Source organism: Rhodanobacter koreensis (assembly GCF_054782855.1).
Genome location: NZ_BAAGRR010000002.1, coordinates 1,047,263 through 1,068,079 on the forward strand (window position 1 = coordinate 1,047,263; position 20,817 = coordinate 1,068,079).

At 64.5% G+C, this 20,817-nt stretch carries 17 protein-coding genes and 1 pseudogene; 3 read left to right on the forward strand and 15 right to left on the reverse strand.

The annotated features are described in order from the left end of the window. Positions 1 to 67: 67 nt before the first annotated feature. From tssC to ACYVKM_RS10570, 13 genes are all read right to left on the reverse strand, one after another. A complete protein-coding gene (gene tssC / locus ACYVKM_RS10510; protein WP_460877530.1) occupies positions 68 to 1,561 on the reverse strand; it encodes a type VI secretion system contractile sheath large subunit in 1,494 nt (497 codons plus the stop codon). A 6-nt stretch (positions 1,562 to 1,567) separates the two neighbouring features. Further along, the gene (gene tssB, locus ACYVKM_RS10515; protein WP_460877531.1) at positions 1,568 to 2,083 is read right to left on the reverse strand and encodes a type VI secretion system contractile sheath small subunit; all 516 of its coding nucleotides are present in this window, start codon (positions 2,081 to 2,083) and stop codon (positions 1,568 to 1,570) included. Between the two features lie 429 nt (positions 2,084 to 2,512). Further along, positions 2,513 to 3,079, reverse strand: coding sequence for an ECF-type sigma factor (locus ACYVKM_RS10520; RefSeq protein WP_460877532.1), 567 nt, complete (start codon positions 3,077 to 3,079; stop codon positions 2,513 to 2,515). Between the two features lie 13 nt (positions 3,080 to 3,092). Then, entirely contained in the window at positions 3,093 to 5,900 is a 2,808-nt protein-coding gene (locus ACYVKM_RS10525) for a serine/threonine-protein kinase (protein ID WP_460877533.1), read from the reverse strand. A gap of 132 nt (positions 5,901 to 6,032) precedes the next feature. After that, positions 6,033 to 6,854, reverse strand: a complete 822-nt coding sequence (locus ACYVKM_RS10530; RefSeq protein ID WP_460877534.1) for a ferritin-like domain-containing protein — start codon at positions 6,852 to 6,854, stop codon at positions 6,033 to 6,035. A gap of 111 nt (positions 6,855 to 6,965) precedes the next feature. Further along, positions 6,966 to 8,441, reverse strand: a complete 1,476-nt coding sequence (purF, locus tag ACYVKM_RS10535) for an amidophosphoribosyltransferase (protein ID WP_460877535.1) — start codon at positions 8,439 to 8,441, stop codon at positions 6,966 to 6,968. Between the two features lie 15 nt (positions 8,442 to 8,456). Further along, positions 8,457 to 9,128, reverse strand: coding sequence for a CvpA family protein (locus tag ACYVKM_RS10540; protein WP_460877536.1), 672 nt, complete (start codon positions 9,126 to 9,128; stop codon positions 8,457 to 8,459). A gap of 55 nt (positions 9,129 to 9,183) precedes the next feature. Continuing rightward, the gene (locus ACYVKM_RS10545) at positions 9,184 to 10,236 is read right to left on the reverse strand and encodes an SPOR domain-containing protein (RefSeq protein WP_460877537.1); all 1,053 of its coding nucleotides are present in this window, start codon (positions 10,234 to 10,236) and stop codon (positions 9,184 to 9,186) included. A gap of 100 nt (positions 10,237 to 10,336) precedes the next feature. Then, on the reverse strand, positions 10,337 to 11,632 hold the full coding sequence (gene folC, locus ACYVKM_RS10550; RefSeq protein ID WP_460877538.1) for a bifunctional tetrahydrofolate synthase/dihydrofolate synthase: 1,296 nt from the start codon (positions 11,630 to 11,632) through the stop codon (positions 10,337 to 10,339). Between the two features lie 79 nt (positions 11,633 to 11,711). Then, positions 11,712 to 11,876: a hypothetical protein gene (locus ACYVKM_RS10555; RefSeq protein WP_460877539.1), complete on the reverse strand. Its 165-nt coding sequence runs from the start codon at positions 11,874 to 11,876 to the stop codon at positions 11,712 to 11,714. A gap of 111 nt (positions 11,877 to 11,987) precedes the next feature. Then, positions 11,988 to 14,327, reverse strand: coding sequence for a heavy metal translocating P-type ATPase (locus ACYVKM_RS10560; protein WP_460877540.1), 2,340 nt, complete (start codon positions 14,325 to 14,327; stop codon positions 11,988 to 11,990). Continuing rightward, a complete protein-coding gene (locus ACYVKM_RS10565) occupies positions 14,327 to 14,749 on the reverse strand; it encodes a MerR family transcriptional regulator (protein ID WP_460877541.1) in 423 nt (140 codons plus the stop codon). Before ACYVKM_RS10565 ends, ACYVKM_RS10560 begins: the two co-directional genes overlap by 1 nt. 508 nt (positions 14,750 to 15,257) lie before the next feature. Then, complete coding sequence (locus tag ACYVKM_RS10570; RefSeq protein WP_460877542.1) at positions 15,258 to 16,298, reverse strand: LysR family transcriptional regulator; 1,041 nt, start codon at positions 16,296 to 16,298, stop codon at positions 15,258 to 15,260. Between ACYVKM_RS10570 and ACYVKM_RS10575 the strand changes: the two genes are divergently transcribed. The 3 genes and pseudogenes from ACYVKM_RS10575 (at position 16,276) to ACYVKM_RS10585 (ending at position 18,776) form a co-directional block, all read left to right on the forward strand. Continuing rightward, entirely contained in the window at positions 16,276 to 17,229 is a 954-nt protein-coding gene (locus tag ACYVKM_RS10575) for an NmrA/HSCARG family protein (protein WP_460877543.1), read from the forward strand. The genes ACYVKM_RS10570 and ACYVKM_RS10575 overlap by 23 nt on opposite strands. A 102-nt stretch (positions 17,230 to 17,331) precedes the next feature. Further along, a pseudogene (locus ACYVKM_RS10580) lies at positions 17,332 to 17,580 on the forward strand (oxidoreductase); the annotation flags it as partial. Then, positions 17,577 to 18,776, forward strand: coding sequence for an MFS transporter (locus ACYVKM_RS10585; RefSeq protein ID WP_460877544.1), 1,200 nt, complete (start codon positions 17,577 to 17,579; stop codon positions 18,774 to 18,776). The pseudogene ACYVKM_RS10580 and the gene ACYVKM_RS10585, both read left to right, overlap by 4 nt. Before the next feature lie 187 nt (positions 18,777 to 18,963). Here the strand turns inward: ACYVKM_RS10585 and ACYVKM_RS10590 are convergent, their stop codons facing one another. Next, entirely contained in the window at positions 18,964 to 19,104 is a 141-nt protein-coding gene (locus ACYVKM_RS10590) for a hypothetical protein (protein WP_460877545.1), read from the reverse strand. 125 nt (positions 19,105 to 19,229) lie between these two features. Further along, a complete protein-coding gene (gene murJ, locus ACYVKM_RS10595; protein ID WP_460877546.1) occupies positions 19,230 to 20,810 on the reverse strand; it encodes a murein biosynthesis integral membrane protein MurJ in 1,581 nt (526 codons plus the stop codon). Positions 20,811 to 20,817: the final 7 nt, after the last annotated feature.

Consider the following 20,817-nt stretch of genomic DNA (forward strand, 5'->3'; position numbering starts at 1 on the left):
CAAGGCGTTGCCCTAACCCGACGATCCTTTTTGACAGCGGTACATCACTGAAACGTCGCGACGATACTCAGGCCTTCGCCGCCGACGGCAGGCGCGACACCAGCCGCAGCGACACGGTGAGACCCTCCAGCTGGTAATGCGGCTTGAGGAAGAACTTGGAGGTGTAGTAACCCGGCGCGCCTTCCACTTCCTCCACCACCACCTCGGCCGCCGACAGCGGCTTGCGCGCCTTGGTCTGCTCGCTGGAGTTGGTAGGGTCACCGTCCACGTACTGCATGACCCAGTTGGTCAGCCAGTTCTGCATCTGCTCGCGACTGCTGAACGAGCCGATCTTGTCGCGCACGATGCACTTCAGGTAATGCGCAAAACGGCTGGCTGCGAACAGGTACGGCAGGCGGCAGCTCAGCGCCGCATTGGCGGTGGCGTCGGGGTCGTCGTACTCCTCCGGCTTGGCCAGCGACTGTGCGCTGATGAAAGCGGCCATGTCCGAGTTCTTGCGATGCACCAGCGGCATCAGGCCCATCTTGTCCAGCTCGGCCGAACGGCGATCCGTGATCGCGATCTCGGTGGGGCACTTCATGTCCACGCCGCCGTCGTCGGTGGGGAAGGTGTGCACCGGCAGGCCTTCCACCGCGCCGCCGGACTCGATGCCGCGGATGCGCGAGCACCATCCGTATTCCTTGAAAGAGCGGTTGATGTTCACCGCCATCGCGTAGGCAGCGTTCTGCCACGTGTACTTGGACGAGTCGGCGCCCGAGGTGTCCTCCTCGAAATCGAACTCCTCCACCGGATCGGTCTTGGCGCCGTACGGCAGGCGTGCCAGCGTGCGCGGCATGGCCAGGCCAAGATACTTGGCGTCGTCCGACTCGCGCAGCGAGCGCCAGGAGGCGTATTCGGGCGTGGAGAAGATCTTCGCCAGGTCGCGCGGGTTTGCCAGCTCGTTCCAGTTGTCCATGCCCATCAGGGTGGAATTGGCCGCCGCGAGGAACGGCGCGTGCGCGGCTGCGGCCACCTGCGCGATGCCGCCCAGCAGTTCCACGTCGGGCGGGCTGTGATCGAAGTAGTAGTCGCCGATCAGGCAGCCATACGGCTCACCGCCGAGTTGACCGTACTCTTCCTCGTACATCTTCTTGAAGATCGGGCTCTGGTCCCACGCCGTGCCCTTGTAGCGCTTGAGCGTCTTGCCCAGTTCCTTCTTGGAGATGTTCATCACGCGGATCTTCAGCTGCTGATCCGTCTCGGTGTTGTTGACCAGGTGATGCAGGCCGCGCCACGCGCTTTCCAGCTTCTGGAAGTCCTCGTGGTGCATGACCAGGTTGAGCTGCTCGCTGATCTTGCGGTCCAGCTCGGCCACGTAGGCGTTGATGGTCTGGGTGACGTCGTCGGAGACGATGTCCGCCTTGTTCAAGACCTGCTCGGCGAGCGTGCGGACGGCGGATTCCACCTCCTCCTTCGCGCGCTCGCTCTTGGGCTTGAATTCCTTGCTCAGCAGCGCGGCGAAATCGTCGGGTACCAGGGTCTGTGTTGCGCCGCCCTGTTCGGCCAGTTTCTCGGTTGCCATGGTCGCTTACTCCCCGTCCTTGCCGTCGCCGGGCTTGGGCGCCGACACCAGTGATTGCAGCAGCGCCGGATCGTTGATCGCCTGGGCGATCAGCTTCTCCGCACCGGCCTTGCCGTCCATGTAGGTGCCGAGGTTGGCGAGCTGGGTGCGCGCCTCCAGCAGCTTCGCCACCGCGCCCACCTTGCGGGCCACCGCGGCGGGCGAGAAGTCGTCCATGCTCTCGAAGGTGATGTCCACGTTGAGGTTGCCCTCGCCGGTCAGCGTGTTCGGCACGGCGAAGGAAACGCGCGGCTTCATCGACTGCAGGCGGTTGTCGAAGTTGTCCACGTCGATCTCCAGCGCCTTGCGCTCCTCGATCGCCGGCAACTCGGCGTTGTTGGCACCGGACAGGTCGGACATCACGCCCATCACGAACGGCACCTGCACTTTCTTCTGTGCGCCGTAGACCTCGACGTCGTACTCGATCTGCACCCGCGGCGCACGGTTGCGCGCGATGAACTTCTGACTGCTTTGCTTGGCCATGCTGATATCTCCTTGGAGAGGGTCTGCCGGTACTTGGGTGTCGGATAGGGTTGCGGCGTTCGGTTTTCCGGTGGCACTAAACATGGTGAATGGCGGCGACAGATGTGCGGCAGGCGCCCGGCACGGACGCGTGCAGCTCATCGGATCGTCAATCAATACGTTGCCTTCGCAGGCCTGCGAAGGGTTGCCGCTCGGTGCGTGGCTTCATCCCCCGGGTTGCACTGCGTGGGCGGGCGTACTGCCTTTCCACTTGGTTAATGCGCAGCGCTCCGGCGGAACTGGTCAACCATCGCCAGATGCATTCATGTTTCGTTCATGTTGAAAACATGGCCCGCGCTGGCCATGCACGCCATCGCAGGCGGGAGCGGGGAAAACGTCCCCTTCGGTCCCACCAACGGCGATACCCCCGGGCATCGAGCCGGCGATCGGTTATCCCTGAAGCTCGCGCTGCAGCCACGCCCGCGCGAGACGCCATTCGCGTTGCACGGTGGCGGGCGAGATGCCCAGCGCCACGCCGATCTGGTCGGCGTTGAGGCCCACGAAGAAGCGCATCGAGACGATGCTGGCCTGGCGGGGGTCGAGCTTCTCCAGCGTCACCAGGCATTCCAGCAACGCGGTGTAGTCCACCTCCGGCGTCAGCGAGCCGGAGACCTCGGAAAGTTCGATGCGATCGCTTTCCTGCGGGCGCTTGAGCGCCTGGCGACGACGGGCCGCGTCGACCAATACCTCGCGCATCGCCCGCGCGGCCACGCCGAGCAGATGACCGCGGTTTTCCCACTCCAGCGCGCCTTGTCCGCCGAACACTTTCAGGTATGCCTCGTTGACCAGCGCGGTGGCACTGAGCGTGCGCTCGCTGCGGTTCTGGCGCAGCTGCGCACTGGCCAGCCGGTACAGCGCGGCATACATCTGGCGCAAGGCCTCGTCCATCGCGGCCGCATCGCCGGCCTGCGCCGAATGCAGCAGGCGGGTCACTTCGGCGTCGCGTGCGCTGCTCATCGGTCGCCCTGCATCAATGCATCGCCACGCTGTCGGTGGCAGCGCAATTCGGCAGCAGGGGAGCCACCGTTGTGCTGCCGCGCACCTGCGCAGCGCGCTGGAGTTGATGCAGCGCCACGCTGCGGCGGCTGCACGCACCCCAGCGTCCACTCGCCAGCGGCATGTTCGCCGTCGCCAGCGACGCGGCGGTGGTGTAGTCGCCACGCATGAGAGCCACGCGTCCACGCAGCAGCGCGGCATCCAGCGCCGGCTTGCCACTCGGCGCTGCCTTGCTGCGCTGATTGAATGCCTCCAGCTCGGCCAGCCGCTGCGCGGCGAGCTCGACCTGCCCTCTCTTCAGCGCCGCCTCGCCCTGCCCGGCCACGCTTGCGGCGTAGCTGCCGGGCGACACCTGCTGCTCGCGCGTACCCAGTTGCGCCTGCGCCTGCTGGAAATCGCGCATCGCCGCGGCGGCATCGCCCCGATGCAGCGCCACCGCACCCAGCACGTTCAGCGCATTGGCCCGGTTGATGACGGCCCAGGCGGATCGGCTCGCCACGCGCTGCGCCAGTTGTGACAGTTGCGGCACGAGCAGGGCCTCGGCATCGGCGTCGCGACCGAGTTCGACATACTGCTGTGCCAGCTTGTCGAGCGTGCCCAGGTAGAAATCCGGCGAATCGGCGGCGAAGCCCTGGGCGATATCGAGCGCGCGTTGCAGCGCCGGCAATGCCGCGGCCGGCTGCCCGGCCTGTCCCAGTGCGCCGCCGAAGTAGGACAGCAACCCCGCCAGCCCCGGGCCGGGCGTGCCGATCATGTGGTCATAGTCGGCCAGTGCCTGCCGGTACAGTTGCAGTGCGCCGGCAGGATCGCTGCGTATGGATACCAGCGCCAGCACGAAGCGGTAGTAGACCACGGCGGGATCGTCCTTCACGTAGTAGTGCCCGGCTGCGTCCAGCGCGCGCCGTGCGGCGGCGATCGCTGCCGCATCTTCGCCTGTTGAGGCCTCCGCCATGCTCAGCACCGCCAACGCCTGCATATGCAGTTCGTGGTCGGGCTGCGCGCGCGCGTCCAGCTGCGCCACGATCTGCCGGATCTGCTCGGTGATCTGCGCCAGGGGCAGGTCGAGCACGCCGAGCTGGTTGTAGAGCAGGTTGATGCGCACACGCAGGATCGCGTCCTCGTGGTCGCCCGGCGCCTGCCCCAGCAACACGATCGCCTGCTGGTCGAGCGGGATCGCCGAGGACAGGTCGATCACCGTCGAATACGCGCGGCCCAGCGCCGCCAGCACCTCGCCACGCTCCAGTGCATCGGCGGCATAGGTCTGCTGCAGTGTGCGCGCCTCCCTCAGCAGCGGGATCGCCTTGTCACTCAGGCTCAGCTGGTTGTACGAGCGCCCCATCGACAGCAGCAGGCGAGTGCGCACCGGCGCGGCGATATCCTTGCGCGTCATCAGCTGCGCGGCGCCGCGATCGAGTACCTCGCGCACGGTGACATGGCTGCCGTGCGCGTGGGTGGGGTCGGCGTTCTCGAACAGATCCTGCAGGAAGCCAGCAATCGCCTGCGTCTTGTCACGCTCGATCTCCACCCGCCGCAGCTGCGTCTGACGCACCGCTGCGAAGCCCATCAGCATCGTCAGCAGCAGCGCAGTCACGCCCAACCCCAACCGGTGCCGGCGCATGAACAGCCAGGCGTGATACCAGCGGCGCCCCTGCCGTGCGCGCACCGGCCGCGAGGCGAGGAACCGGCGCAGGTCGTCGGCCAGCTTGCCCACGCTGGCGTAGCGCCGGACAGGATCGCGACGCAGCGCCTTCAGCACGATGGCGTCGATGTCGCTCGGCACCGCGCGCACCGCCTGCCGGGTCTGCGGCGATGCCTTGTGCAGCTGTCGCCCAGGCGATATCAGGTGACCGGTGACGATCGCGTTGGACACATCCATCGCCACGTCCGTTGCGTGATTGCCGAACGGACGCACACCGCACACCAACTGGTACAGCACCACGCCGAGCGACCACACGTCGGCCGCCGTGCTCAGCGGCTGACCACGCACCTGCTCCGGGCTGGCATAGGCCAGCGTCAACGCGCGCTGCGCGGTCAGCGTGCGCGCCGTGGCCACGCCATCGACGTGATCGAGCAGCCGGGCAATGCCAAAATCCAGCAGCTTCGGCTCGCCCTCGGCGGTGACCAGGATGTTCGCCGGCTTGATGTCGCGGTGGATCACCAGATGCTCGTGCGCGTACTGCACCGCTGCGCATACCTTGAGGAACAACGCCACGCGTTCGCGCAGCGACAGCCGCTGCCGTTCGCACCACTGGTCGATGCATTCGCCCTCGACGTACTCCAGCGCCAGAAACGGGCGCCCATCGCGAGTGCTGCCCGCGTCGATCAGATGCGCGATGTTCGGATGACTGAGCGTCGCCAGGATGCGCCGTTCCTCCGCGAAGCGCTGCCGCAGCTCGCCGCTCGGCATGCCCAGCGCGTGCAGGAACTTCAGCGCCACTGGCTGGCGGATCTCGTTCGGGGTGCCCTCGTCCAGCAGGCGCTCGGCCAGATAGACCACGCCCATGCCGCCTTCGCCCAGCCGGCGCAGGATGCGGTACTGGCTGCTGCCGGCCGCGCACACGCTGGAACCGCTGTCGTCGAGCAAATCCACCAGCAGCGGCAGGTCGGTGCCCCCGGTGGTGATCTCGGCCGCTTCCAGCATCCAGCGCACTTCGTCGTACAGCGCCTCGTCGGCGCCACAGGCCGCCGCGACGCAGTCCGCCCGCTCCGCCGCTGCGAGATCCAGCGCGGCCAACGCGATCGGCTTCGCGCGCAGATAACGCTCCCTACGTTCCTCGCCCATGCCGCCCCCTGAAGCGCCTGGATTCCCCGGAGTCCGAAAGTATAGGCGTTGCGACCACGTTCGCACATGTGCATGACGAAATATGGTATGCATCTGCGCATTACACAGCTTCCGTCGCGGCTGAAGCCGCCCCTACAACGCTGCGCGGCTTTCCAGCGCCAGCGCTGTGAGCCGATCGAGCTCTTCCTCGGCAAACCCTGCCTCGCGCCTGGCCGGCAGGTTGAACGGGCCGCGCAGGCTGACACCCATGTAATCGCGCAGCAGTTCGAAGAACGTGTCGACCGGATCGACGCCGTCGCGCTCGCAACAATGGTGATACCAGCGGGTGCCGGCGGCGACGTGGGCGACCTCCTCGCGCAGGATGACCTCGAGGATCGCCGTCGTCCGGGTGTCGCCAAGGTGATTCAGGCGCTCGATCATGCCGGGAGTGACATCCAGCCCGCGTGCTTCCAGCACGCGCGGCACCAGCGCCATGCGGGCCGTGTCGCGGCCAGCGGTTTTCTCGGCCATCGCCCACAGGCCGTCGTGGGCATCGAAGTCGCCGTAGGCATGCCCGAGCTCCGCCAGTCGCCCCGACAGCATCGCAAAGTGGCGCGCTTCGTCGTTGGCGCAGCTGGCCCAGTCGCGGTAATACGCCTCCGGCTTGCCGCGGTAGCGATAGACCGCGTCCCACGCCAGATTGATCGCATTGAACTCGATATGCGCCACAGCGTGCACCAGGGCGGCACGCCCTTCCGCGCTGCCGAGTCCGCGTTGTGGCACCTGGCGGGCATTGACCAGTTGCGGCTTTGCCGGGCGGCCGGGAGCGGTGATCGGTTCGGGGAGCGCCGACGCGGGATCCGCGCGCAGTTCACCGGCCAGCAGGGCCTGCCAGGTTTCATGGGTAAGACGCAGCTTCTCTGCCGGGTCGGTGGCGTCGAGGCAACGCTTGGCGGCGACGTGGAGGTCGTTCATGGCAGTAAAGCTAAGGGCAACGGACAAGCAGCGAGGACGCATGTTCGGACTTCATCGCCCGAAAGCAAAAGAGCCAGCTTTGGCGCCCTCGCTACTCGCCGCTCGTCCCGCTCAAACCACCCGCCGCGCCGCCTTGGCGTCATCCGAGCGCAGCATCTGGATCTGTTCCAGGTAACGCTGATCGAGGCCGGTGACGTATTCGCCGGAGAAGCAGGAGGTATCGAACTGCTTGAGTGCCTCGTTGCCGTCCTGCACGGCCCAGATCAGGTCCTTGAGGTCCTGGTAGATCAGCCAGTCGGCGCCGAGCATCGTTTCCACCTCCTGCTCGGTATGGCCGGCGGCGACCAGTTCCGAGGCGGATGGCATGTCGATGCCGTAGACGTTCGGATAGCGTACCGGCGGCGCGGCAGAGGCGAAGTACACGTTCTTCGCGCCGGCATCGCGGGCCATCTGGATGATCTGTTTCGAGGTGGTACCGCGCACGATCGAGTCGTCCACCAGCAGCACGTTCTTCTTGCGGAATTCCAGGTCGATCGCGTTGAGCTTGCGGCGCACCGACTTCACCCGCTCACCCTGCCCCGGCATGATGAAGGTGCGGCCGATGTAGCGGTTCTTGACGAAGCCCTCGCGGAACGGCACGCCCAGCGCGCCGGCCAATGCGCTGGCCGCGGTGCGCGCGGTGTCGGGAATCGGGATCACTGCGTCGATGCCATGCTCGGGCCGCTCGCGCAGGATCTTCTCGGCCAGCTTCTCGCCCATGCGCAGGCGCGCCTTGTACACCGAGACATCCTCGATCATCGAATCAGGCCGCGCCAGATAGACGTATTCGAAGATGCACGGCGTATGCGCCGCACCTTCGGCGCAGCGGCGGCTGTACAGCTGCCCCTGGTCGGTGATGATCACCGCCTCGCCCGGCATGATGTCGCGGACGCGCTTGAAGCCGAGCACGTCGAACGCGACCGATTCGGAGGCAACCGCATATTCGCGGCCTTCCGCGGTGACCCGCTCGCCCAGCACCAGCGGGCGGATGCCATGTGGATCGCGGAATGCGACCAGGCCGTAGCCGAGCACCAGCGCCACGCAGGCGTAACCGCCGCTGGCGCGCGCATGCACGCCGGCAACCGCCTTGAAGATGTGGTCCGGGGTCAGCTCCATCCGGTCCTGGATTTGCAGCTCATGCGCCAGGACGTTCAGCAGCACCTCGGAATCGGACTCGGTATTGATGTGGCGGCGGTCACCTTCGAACATCTCGCGACGCAGCACGTCGGTGTTCACCAGGTTGCCGTTGTGCGCAAACGCGATGCCGTACGGCGAGTTGACATAGAACGGCTGCGCCTCGGCCGAACCCTCCGAGCCGGCCGTGGGGTAGCGGCAATGGCCGATGCCGATGCGTCCGCGCAGGCCGCTCATCGCGGCCTGCCCGAACACGTCGCGCACCAGTCCGTTGCCCTTGTGCAGGCGCAGCCGCGAACCGTCCACGGTGGCGATGCCGGCGGCGTCCTGGCCTCGATGCTGCAGTACCGTCAGTCCGTCATAAAGCGCCGATGCCACTTCGGTGGTACCGACAATGCCGATGATTCCGCACATGGTGTGTTGCCTGCTTCAGAAATTCTGGGAATGGGTGGCCGCACTGCTTGCAGTCGCCGGAGGTGCCTGGTGCGCCGATGCCGCAGTTGCAGGTGTCGCGCCCGATGTGGGGGCGCGCAGCGAGCTCGGCAAGCCATGCAGCTTGTCGAGCACCTCGGCTGGATGGATCCGATCAAGCACTTCCGACGGATGATGAAGATGCTCGCGTACGCTGGCCGACACGTCGGCAGGCATGTTCTGCCCCAGCCAGGCAGCGGCCTCCTGGAATTGCGGCAGCAACACTGACTGCTGCCACCACGACTCGCGCGTAAGCGCAGTAAGGCCAACCAGAAAAACCAGCAGCGTCACGATCAGGATGCCGCGCACGAAACCGAACACCATGCCGAACACCCGATCGATGCCGGACAGACCGGTACTCCAGATCAACCGCCTTACCGCGAAACGCACCAGCGCTCCGACTATCAGCACGGCGACAAAAACCACACCGTAACCGACGCTGTAGCGCAGGGAAGGTATCGAGATCGTGTGATCCAGATGCGCCGACACCACCGGCCCGAACGCCCATGTCACCCAAAACGCGGCGATCCAGATGACCAGCGACAGCACTTCGGAAATCAAGCCACGGAAAAGCCCGATCAGGACAGAAAGGGCCAGTACGCCGAGGATGATGCAATCGGTCCAGTTCATCCGTTCATCTACCTCGTTGACACCTTGAGCCGATGGCCACGCTCACACGTGCCATTCAGGGTACCGGGACGACGTTGCCATCGGTGCCCAGCTTGGCCTTGATCTGGTCGCGCAGGCGCAGTGCATCGGCGCGTTGTGTCTGCGGACCGGCACGCACGCGCCACAGCTGCTTGCCAGCGGACTGCACGGTATCGACGAAGCCGTCGAACCCATTGGCGCGCAGCTTGTCGCGCAGGGCGTTCGCGTCGGCCTGGTTGCTCATCGCGGCCAGCTGCACTGCCCAGCCACCGGCGCGGGTGGTCGTCTGCGGCGGCGCGGCGCCAGCGGCGGCGGCCGGCGCGGCGGCTTCGTCGTGGCTGGCATCCTGCTCAAGCCGCGCCGGCACGCCGGGGATCGACTGGGTGATCTTCAGGCGCGCCGCTTCGGCGGCCGCACGTGTCTCGAACGGCCCGGCAAGCACCAGGGTGCGCGGCTGGCCAGCCTGGGTGATGGTGCGGCCATTGACCGGATAACCCAGCGCGCGTACGCGATGCTGCAGGTTCGTGGCACCGGCCGCGCTGGCATAGGCGCTGAGATTCAACGTGTAGCTGCCATGCCCGACTGCTGCGGCAGTCACCGCAGCGGCCGTCGGCGATTGGGTCGTCGCGGGTTTCGATGCGACAGCGGCCGGCACGCCGGCCGTCGGCTTGTTCTGCATCGGAATCACCGGCTGGCCCGGTGAGGAGCCCGAGCCGGTGGTTACCGTCGTCGGCGTCGGCGCCTTGCCTGCCAGGGGATCGGTCTCGACGTCGCGCGGACGGGTCGAGCCGATATTCACCGTGGCCAGCTGACCCGCCGCACCTGGCGTAACGGCAGCCGGGCGGATCGACGACGAAGAGGCTGACGGAGTCGCCGCATTGGGCACGGACGTGGGCGCGGATGTGGCCACAGCCGCATCCGGATTCAGACTCATGGTCTTGGTCTGCAGGTCGCGGTCCGGTGCCGGCGGGATCGCCAGACTCACGGCCTGATCACCACCCGGTGTCGGCGATTTGCCGCTGAAGATCATGGGCAGGAACAGAACCGCCAAGGCGATCAGAACGGCAGCTCCCAGCAGGCGTGTTTTCAAGACTTCGCTCCAAGGCGGCAAACGTGGCACGTGACGGCGCGATTATACCTGCCTGCGCCGGATGCCATGGCTGATCGCTCGCGCGGCACAGTCAATACGTTCAGCCGACCGCTTCGGCAATGACCGCACTGGCCACGAAAAACGAGCCAAATGCGAGAATGCGCTCGCCCTGCCGCGCCGCCGCGCGGGCCGCCGCCAGCGCGGTAGCCACATCCGCATGCGCATCGAATACGGCCTGCGGGAGCACCTCCCGGAGTATTCCAGCCAGCGTCGCCACCGCCAATCCGCGCGGCGTAGCGTGATCCAGTCCGGCCAGATGCCAGTGGTCAATACGTGGACCAAGTGCGCCGATCACCCCGGCCACATCCTTGTCCGCCAGCGCGCCATACACTGCATGCACGCAACCGGCCGGCTGCGCATCCAGCCATTCGGCCAGCGCACGCGCGGCCTGCGGGTTGTGCCCCACGTCCACGACCAGGACCGGATCGCCGCCTAGCGACTGCAGTCGCGCCGGCACCCGCACTTCATGCAGCCCGGTGCTGACCGCTGCAAAGACATCCTTCGGCGCGAACGACGCGTCATCCGCCCACAGCGCATGCAGGGCAGCAATCGCCGCAGCCGCGTTGGCAAACTGCACCGGTGCGGCCAGCGCAGGTTCGGGCAGTTCCATTGCGCTGCCATCGCGATGCAGCCAGCGCCAGCCGTCGGCATGGCGTTCAGCGCGAAAATCAATGCCGGCGCGCTCGATCTGCGCACCGCATGCCATCAATGCATCGAGCAGGCCCGCCGGTGGTTCAAGCTCGCCGACGATGACCGGGCGCCCGGCCCGTGCGATGCCGGCCTTCTCGCGGCCAATGCTGTCGCGATCCGACCCAAGCCAGTCCATGTGGTCCAGATCCACCGTGGTGACGATCGCAATATCGGCGTCGACGAGGTTCACCGCGTCCAGCCGCCCGCCCAGCCCCACTTCGAGCACGACCACGTCCAGTCCGGCACGGGCAAACAGGTCCAGCGCGGCCAGCGTGCCGAATTCGAAATAGGTCAATGGGATGGCATCGCCTGAAGTCGCGCAACGCGCCGCCTCGATCCGCTCGAACGCCGCGATCAGCGCTGCATCATCGGCATTTGCGCCATCAATCCGTATACGCTCGTTGTAATCGAGCAGGTGCGGCGAGGTGAACGCGCCAACACGCAGACCGGCTGCCCTCAGCATCGCCTCGAGCAGGGCCACGGTCGAGCCCTTGCCGTTGGTGCCGCCCACCGTGATCACCCGATGCGCCGGAGCCGGCGCACCCATTCGTTGCCATACCTCGCGTACGCGATCGAGCCCCAGCTCGATGCTGCGTACGTTGACGCGTTCCTGGTACGCCAACCATTCGGCAAGATTGCGGGTCATGCAGTGACTTTGTGCGGGTGAGTCGAACGGCATCCGCGCAGCAGCGCGGACAGGCAGGCACAAAGTTTAAAGCATTGCCTCAGCCAAACAGGTGAATACCGCTGTAGTGCAGCGCCATGTACATGCCGAACAAGGTCCAGAACATTTTCTTCAGTGCCTTGCCGGCCAGCAGGGCCACCAGCAGGCCAAGCAACAGCGGCAGGTGTTTTTCCAGCGTGCTGCGGGTGTCGTTGATGACGTTCATGTGTGTTCTCCCGCACCCCCACGGTGCAGGAGAATGATCGTCCGGTGGCACAACCCGTCGCAGAGGCAACCGTCAATCATCGTCGGTGACAATCGTCACTCGATGCCTGCCTCACAACGGCACATGTCGCAGCCGCAGCGCATTGCTCACCACCGACACCGAACTCAGGCTCATCGCGAGCGCGGCGATCATCGGCGACAACGTGATGCCGAACCACGGATACAGCAAGCCGGCCGCAAGCGGCACGCCAACCGCGTTGTAGACGAAGGCAAAGAACAGGTTTTGCCGGATATTGCGCACCGTCGCCTGCGACAGCGTGCGCGCCCGCACGATCGCACCGAGCTCGCCCTTTACCAGGGTCACCTGCGCACTCTCCATCGCCACATCGGTACCGCTACCCATGGCGATGCCGATGTCAGATGCAGCCAGCGCCGGCGCATCGTTGATGCCGTCGCCAGCCATCGCCACGCGGCGACCCTCGATCCGCAGCGCGTTCACCACCGCGGCCTTGTCGGCCGGCGACACGTCGGCATGTACCTCGTCGATGCCCAGCGTGCGCGCCACCGTCTGCGCGGTAGTGGCGTTGTCGCCGGTGAGCATCACGATGCGCAGGCCGGCCGCGTGCAACGCCGCGATCGCCGCCGGCGTGTCCGGCTTGATCCGGTCGGCCACCGCCAGCAGGGCGGTCAATGTGCCGTCGACAGCCAGGAACATTACCGTGGCGCCCTGCCCGCGCAACTGCTCGGCGTGGGCGGTGGTTTCGCCGTCGATCGCGATGTGCAACTCGGCCATCAGCTTCGCATTGCCCAGCGCCGCCTCGTCGCGACCCACCTTCGCGCTGACGCCACGGCCGGTCAGCGACCGGAAGTCCGTCGCCACCAGCATCGCCGCGCCCTCGGCCTCTGCTGCCATCACGATCGCCCGCGCCAGCGGGTGCTCGCTCGGCCGTTCCAGCGCAGCGGCCAGTGCCAGCAAGTGTTCGCGCGCTTGACCACCCAGGGCGGCCAGCTCGGTCAGTGCCGGCTTGCCCATGGTCAGCGTGCCGGTCTTGTCCACCACCAGGGTGTCGATGTCACGCAGCCCCTCGATCGCGCTGGCATCCTTGAACAGCACGCCGTGGTGCGCACCGCGGCCGCTGGCGACCATGATCGAGATCGGCGTGGCCAGCCCAAGCGCGCACGGACAGGCGATGATCAATACCGACACCGCGGCAATCAGCGCATGCGTCAGCCGCGGCTCGGGCCCCAGGATCGCCCACGCCGCAAATGCCAGCAACGCGACCGCGACCACCGCGGGCACGAACCACGCCGCGACCCGATCGGCCACGCGCTGCAGCGGCGCCCGGCTGCGCTGCGCCAGCGCCACCAGCGCCACGATCTGCGCCAGCATCGTCTCGCCACCGACCTTCTGCGTGCGCATGGTCAAGGCGCCATCCTGATTCACCGCGCCACCGGTGAGCGGATCGTCCTTCACCTTGGCCACCGGCATCGGCTCGCCGGTGAGCATCGACTCGTCGACGTGGCTCTCGCCGTCCAGCACCACGCCGTCGACCGGTATCTTTTCGCCTGGGCGCACGCGCAGCACATCGCCGACACGCACTTCGTCCATCGGCACATCCGCTTCATTGCCGTCTGCGTCGATCCGCCACGCGGTCTTCGGCACCAGGCCGAGCAGCGCCTTCAACGCCGCACCGGTACGCCGGCGCGCGCGCAGATCCAGAAAATCACCCAGCGTGACCAGAGTGACGATCACGGCTGCCGATTCGAAATACACCGCGACGTTGCCGTGCATGTCGCGGAAGCCGGCCGGGAAGACCTCGGGCAACAGGAACGCCACCGCGCTGTACAACCATGCCACGCCGGTGCCCAGCGCGATCAGGGTGTACATGTTTGGATGCCACGGCCGCAGCGAACGCCAACCGCGCGCGAAGAACGGTGCGCCGCCCCACAGCACCACGACCGTCGCCAGCAGCGCCTCGACCCAGCCGGCCACGCCACCCCACGACACGGGCAGATGCCAGCCGAACAGATGCGGCCCCATCGCCAGCGCGAACACGGGCAGTGTCAACGCCAGTAGCGTCCAGAAACGCCACGTCATCGACGACAGCTCGCCGTGGTCGCCCTCGTCCAGACTCGGCATCATCGGCTCCAGCGCCATGCCACACTTGGGGCAGTCGCCGGGTCCGATCTGCTGTACTTCCGGGTGCATCGGACAGGTGTAGGTCGTGCCGGGCGCTGCCGGTGGTGGAGTCGCGCGACCTTCCAGACAAGCGGACGGCTCGGCCACGAACTTCTCGCGGCAACGCGCGGAACAGAAGTGGTACGTGTGGCCGTCATACTCCGCGCGATGCTTCGCGGAGTGCGGATCCACCGTCATGCCACAGACCGGATCGGTCGCCATCGCACCCAGCGCTTTGTCACCGCCATGGCAACAGGAAGCGGACTCGCCCATCACGACACCGTCTCATCGCTCAGGGCACGCAGGATCGGGCATTCCTCCGGCTTGCCATGTCCCGGACAGGACTCGACCAGCTGCGCCAACCCGTCGCGCACCCGCTGCAGTTCGCTGATGCGCAGCTCGATCGCCGCCAGCCGCTGCTGTGCCCGCTGCTTCACCGCCTTCACCCCGCGCTGCCGGTCCGCCGACAACGCCAGCAGTTCGCGGATCTCTTCCAGCGTGAAACCCAGATCCTTGGCGCGTCGGATAAAACGCAACTGCGCAATCGTGCCCTCGCCATAACTGCGATAGCCCGAGGCGCGCCGTACCGGTTCAGGCAGCAGGCCCTCGCGCTCGTAGTAACGGATCGTGTCGATCGCCACACCGACGCGCTTGGCGACGGCACCGATGGTGAGTGAGCTGGTTTGTGTGTTCATGCCACAAGTCTAGACCAATGATCTAGGTCCAGAGTCAAGCGTTATATCGCTACGCTGCCAGCAGCCTGCGACTATCAGGATGCCGTCGCTCCCGCCGGAGCCGATAGATCCACCGCCTATCGGGGTGCGCGCAGCATGGACTCACGTAGCGCGGCTTCGTGCTGAACTTCGTCAAGACAGGCCGTCTCTTCAGTGTCCAGGGCGCAGTGTGGTGGACGATGCATGCCCGTCGGTGAAGTCGTGGCTTCCGCAGTGCCGCTCTTGTTGAGCTCGGCATCGGCCGTGGCTTTTGTGCTCATGGTTCAGCCCTTGAGATTTCGAGCATCTTACTAATCGTTGCTGCGATTGAGATTTGTTTTCGTGGCTTGCGTCTGAATATCAGCTATCGGCCAGAAGCCGACATTGGCCGGAGAGGTCGGCCCACCAATCTGTAATGTGACCGCCTCATCTAAGAAATTGCTTTTCGTTTCCACGCACCGTTTTTTGTCCTAAGGGTAAGACTCAGCAGTCACTGGGCCATCAGCTCGCAAATCAGCTCGCGAATCCAGCGCTGGCCCGGATGCCCTTGGGCGCGCTCGTGCCACACCAGCTCGACTTGAAAGCGTTCCGATAGCCACGGAACATCTATCACCTCAAGTTCGGGTAGTCGGCCATAAATCAAGCGTCTCGGCACCAAGGCAACAAGATCACTAGCCGAGACGATTTCCGGGACAACAAGGAAAGACGCTACCGACGCTACCACGGTGCGCTCTCGACCAAGAGTTCCCAAGGTGATGTCGACTGGGGTTGAGAAGCCTCCGCCTGCTGGCGAGACCACCAACTGCTCCAAACTCGCGAACCCTTCAGCTGAAAGTCCCTCTTCGACGTGCGGATGGCCTCGTCGTGCGATAAGAACGTAAGTCTCTTCGAACAGATGCTTGTTGCGCAGGTGCGGCACGCTGTCATCCGGCGTAGCAATGGCCAAATCGACATCGCCATCCGCGAGCTGGCGGCTCAGTCTTCCTGGATCCAAACGATGCACGGCAATCCGCACGGCTGGAGCCTTCTCACGCAACGCCACTATTAGAGGCAAAACGACCGCCACCTCAATGTAATCCGTGCACGCAATCGAGTAAGTCAGCTCGGCAGTCGATGGTGAGAAGTTATCAAGGCTGTGGAGCGTGCTACGTAATTGGTCCAACGCGGTGCGCAACGGGCCGATCAGTTCGAGTGCCTTGGCTGTAGGTGTCATTCCACGATGTGCAGGGATAAGCAGTGGATCGTCGAATAGTTCTCGAAGGCGGTTCAGCTGCGCACTCAGCGCTGGTTGACTCAAGTGAAGTCGCGCAGCCGCTTTCGTGACATTGCACGTGGCCAGAAGAGCTTCAAGGCTGATAAGCAGATTCAGGTCTATGCGCTTGGTATCCACCGGGTGGATTGTAAGCAATAAATCAATCGATTTCACAGATTGCGTGCTGCCTGCCATTTTTGGAAGGCGCGGTGCGATCCCCCATACCGGCCGAGTTCGACGCGCAAAGGAGATAGGCATGTCATCTGAAAGCAAACCCATCGTCGCCATCGCAGGCAGCTTGAGCAAGCAGGGCCGCAGCGTGGCGGAATCACTGTTGCGCAGCGGGCGCTACCACGTTCGGGCCATCACGGGACGGGTCGATTCGCCGGAGGCGCTCAAGTTGGCGGAACAAGGCGCTGAACTGGTCAGCGTCCCGCTCGCGACCGGCCACAAAGAGGGCTTCGTCAAAGCCTTCCAAGGCGCTCACGGTGCATTCCTCATGACACCGGGCGTTGCGCCACCGGCAACCCACGAATTCGACATTGGCAAAGAGCTGGCAGATGCCGCCGTGGAAGCCGGCGTTCAACATGTGGTTTTCAGCACCTTGGAGAATGTTGACAAGATCACGGAAGGGACGAAATTTGCACCACATTTCACTGATAAAAGTCGTGTCGAGGCTTACATTCGCGGGCTACCGATCCTCAGCTCTTTTATCGAGCTTTCTTTTTTCTATACAAACCTGCTCGAATACTACCCACCGCGCATGGATGGGGACACCCTGGTATTTCCTGTTTACTTGCCCGAGCACTTCCGCGCACCGTTCGTTGATCCGCTGAGTGCCACGGGGCCGGCGGTCCTGGAGATCTTTGATCACCCAGATACTTACGCTGGCCAGACGTTACCGGTCATCGGCGATGAAATCTCTCCAGCCGAAATGGTTGAAACGTTCACGCGTGTTACCGGGCAGAAAGCAGCTTACGTCTCGGCATACAAATTGGAGGAATTACTTCACCATTTTCCCGAATTTCGGGACAACCATGAGCTTGCGCGAGAGACCACGGGGATGGCCGAATTTGCCGTGCAGTACGGATATTTCCGCAAGGATCGCGACCTCGAATGGAGCCGGCGTATCGATAAAGGCTGCCTTAGCTGGGAGCAATTTTTGAAAACATCCGGTTGGAATGGGCAGCAAAAAATGTTCGGTTTTTAGCCAACAACGCCGTTAGCATCAGCCTTCCATCATGCGGAGAATATCGGATAAACCGTTTGGCGGTCTTGTGTGTCATCAGTCGGACCCGGTCATCCAAGAGATGCGTTCAAGGAGGCGTTCCGCGTGGTCTATCACGGCACGCTGATTTATGCCGGCAAGTACACGGTCGAACGCGCCGAGGCAGCCTTGCACAATGGCCGGGCCGACCTAGTCGGATTTGGCCGCCCATTTGTCGCGAATCCAGACTTGCCCAAGCGGCTTCGCCTCGGAAAGCCGCTGTGCGAACCCGATGCCAGCCGCTTCTTCGGTGGTGGCGCGGCGGGCTATACCGACTATCCAGTGGACGTATGACAAATCAGTATCGAACACACGCCGGTATCTGGGCGCTAGCTGTCACCGCCTTCGCCATTGGTATAGCCGAATTTATCGTTGTCGGCATACTCCCGGCCATTGCGGATCACCTAGGCATATCGCTTGCGCGCGCCGGCAGTCTGGTCGGGCTGTACGCAATGAGTCTGGCGATTGGAACGCCGTTGCTTGTGCTGGGACTAGCCCGGTTCCCTCGAAAGCCGGTGCTGCTGGTACTGATCAGCGTGTTTCTGGTCGGCAATCTGTTGTCGGCGCTATCCGACAATTACGCGCTGCTGTTGGCCGGACGCATCGTGACGGCGGTGGCACATGGCAGTTTCTTCGCGATCGGCGCCACAGTCGCTGCACGACTGGCCCCGACAGGGCAAGCCAGCCGCGCCATCGCAGTAATGTTCGCGGGCCTCACCTTAGCGATGGTGATCGGGGTGCCGCTGGGCACCCTAATCGGCAACGGTTTCGGCTGGCAATTGCCGTTTTTCGCGGTGGCCTTGCTGGCCGCTTTGGCATGGCTGGCGACCGCGCTATGGATGCCAAGTCTGCCGGCTCAGCCGGCAGGACACGCGGTCACGCAATTAGCGGCGCTGCTACAACCGCCCATTCTGGCGATGTTGAGCATCACCGTGCTGGGCTTTGGCGCCAGTTTTGCAGCCTTCACGTTCATCACACCAATACTCACTGACATCACTGGCTTCTCGATTCGGAACGCCAGTCTGCTCTTGGTAGTGTTCGGCGCAGCGACACTGGTAGGCAATCTCGCTGGCGGGCGCTGGGCGGCAAGCGTTGGCTGGCCGGTCGCGCTGCGACGCATGTTGACGGGGCTGTCGCTTACGTTGGTTGTGCTCGCGTTGTTTATTCCCTATCGGTCTCCGATGGTGGTGCTGTTGTTCGTCTGGGGGCTATTGGCTTTCGGTATGTCGCCAAGCTTCCAGGCAGGCATGCTCGCCACAGCGGAAAGATGGACGCCAGGTGCGCTGGACTTCGCTTCGGCCTTGAATATCTCAGCCTTCAATCTGGGCATCACACTGGGGGAAATGTTGGGTAGCGCCATGGTGGCGCGTGGAAGCATGGCGCTGACTCCTTGGGCTGGTGTCGGGTTGGCACTGGTCGCGCAGTTGCCACTGGCATGGTTGGCACGCCGATCTTTCCGTGCCAAACGAGCGCCTGCCGCTAGTGGGTAGAAAAGGACTAATTTATCGAGGTTTGGGCCTCTTAGACAGCCGCTTTGGCTTGCGCTTGGGAGCTTGCTGGACAATTTTGATCAGAGGTCCACGAACCGGCGATCAATCCGCTTTCGGGCGGCTTTCTGATGCGCGTCATGATCTTTTACTGAAACTCATCGGCTTATGAGGGTTGACACTGATCGCGTTACGACAGCGGCGAAGAGGTGATCGCCACCGGAATATTGATCAGTTTCTGCCGGAACTTGTGGTCAATGTGACCGGAATACGCAGCCGAATCGGGGTCGGGCCGTGTGAAGTGCGTGCGAGCGGCAAATGGCCACGCCATGACTGACTATCCATCGTGGTGAGCGCATTGCTGCGCTCACATACCAAGCGTTGAGGGCCAGGTTTCCCGACACCGGACAGTGGCCACCGGCGGCAGTGGGTCGAAAGCAGGCATAGCGACATCCGCTACCCGATTCCCACGCGACGCAACAACTTGTCCAGCAGTTCCACACATTCCCTGATGCGCATCAGCCAGGTCACTGCGAAATAGGCCACGCCGTAGATGCCAAGCACGTAGACCGCGGTCAGGATCGGGCCGTGGCTAGGCACCAGATACTCGGCTCCACATGCTGCGACGGCCGCCAGGCACGCTGCCGACCAGAGTCTGAACATGATCGGGATCGGAACACCCGTCGGCCCCAGCTTCATGTTCATCTTCCGCCGCAGCAGATAGAACTCGATCCAGCCGGCCACGCCGGCCGAGGCGGTAAGGCCTACCGCGCCCCACTGCGCCGGCAGGCCGAGCATCGAAGGCAGCAGCAAGGCACTGGCGAGGCCAAGGACTGCCGTGACGGCCAGCCGCACCAGTGCAAAACGCAAGGGTGTCCGCGTGTCGCGGATCGCGTAGTAGGTCGACGAATAGAGACGACCGAACGTCGAGGCGAGCAGGCCCACGCCCGAGCCGGCAAGGATCGCCCACACGTAGTAGGAATCCTTGCTGGTGAATTCGCCGGACTGGTAGAGCGCCGCCACGATCACGTTGCCCAGCGCGAAAAATGCCACGACCGAGGGGACGACGAAGAACGCGATGCGCTCCAGCCCGCTGTCCAGTCGCGCGGAAAGACTCGTCGCGGTAGCTTTGTCGAACTCCTGCCCGGCCATCCGCGACAGGGTCGGCAGCTCCGCGGCCGATACCGCCATGCCGAACAGGCTGATCGGCAACATGTTGATCGAGGCCGCCGTGGTCATCGCGGCCATCGCGCCCCGACCGAGCAGGGTCGAGATCGCCTGATCCACGAAGGCACTGATCTGCACCACGCCGCGTCCGACCGCCACGGACATGAAACTGCCGACCACCTGCCGCACATGCAGGCTGCGCAGATCGAGGCGGAACCGCATGTCCGGCACCAGCTTCAGCACCGAAGGAAGCTGGACGAGGAACTGCAGCAGGCAACCCAGCACGGTGCCCCACGCCAGATACACGATCAGCTTGTCGGACGGCAGGTTCCTGAAGATCAGTAGCGTCACGATCATCGACAGGTTCCACACCACCGGCGCGACGTACGACAGGAAGAACCTGTGGTGGCTGTTGAGGATGCCAAGGCACCACGCCGACCAGACCAGGATGCCGGTGCCGGGGAACAGGATGCGCACGATCAGGATCGTCAGCTCGCGCTTTTCACCCGAATAGCCCGGCGCGATAAGCCACAGCAGCCAGGGTGTGGCCACCACGCCGACAGCGACGATGATGGAAATGAGCAAGGCCAGGATGGCCGCTATCGCACCGGCCAGTCGACCGGCCTCCTCACGCTTGTCCTGGCCAAGCAACCCGGCATAGACCGGAATGAAGGATGCCGAGAGGACGCCTTCGCCAAACAGGTTCTGCAGGAAGTTGGGAACGCGAAGCGCCGAACTGAAGATGTCGGCGGCGTCCGACAGGCCGAAGAAGTGCGAGAACACGCGCTGGCGCACCAGGCCGAAGATGCGGCTGCAGAGGATGCCCGCTCCGACCAGTACGGCGTGCTTTCGACCAGCCTCCTTCGCCATGCTCACA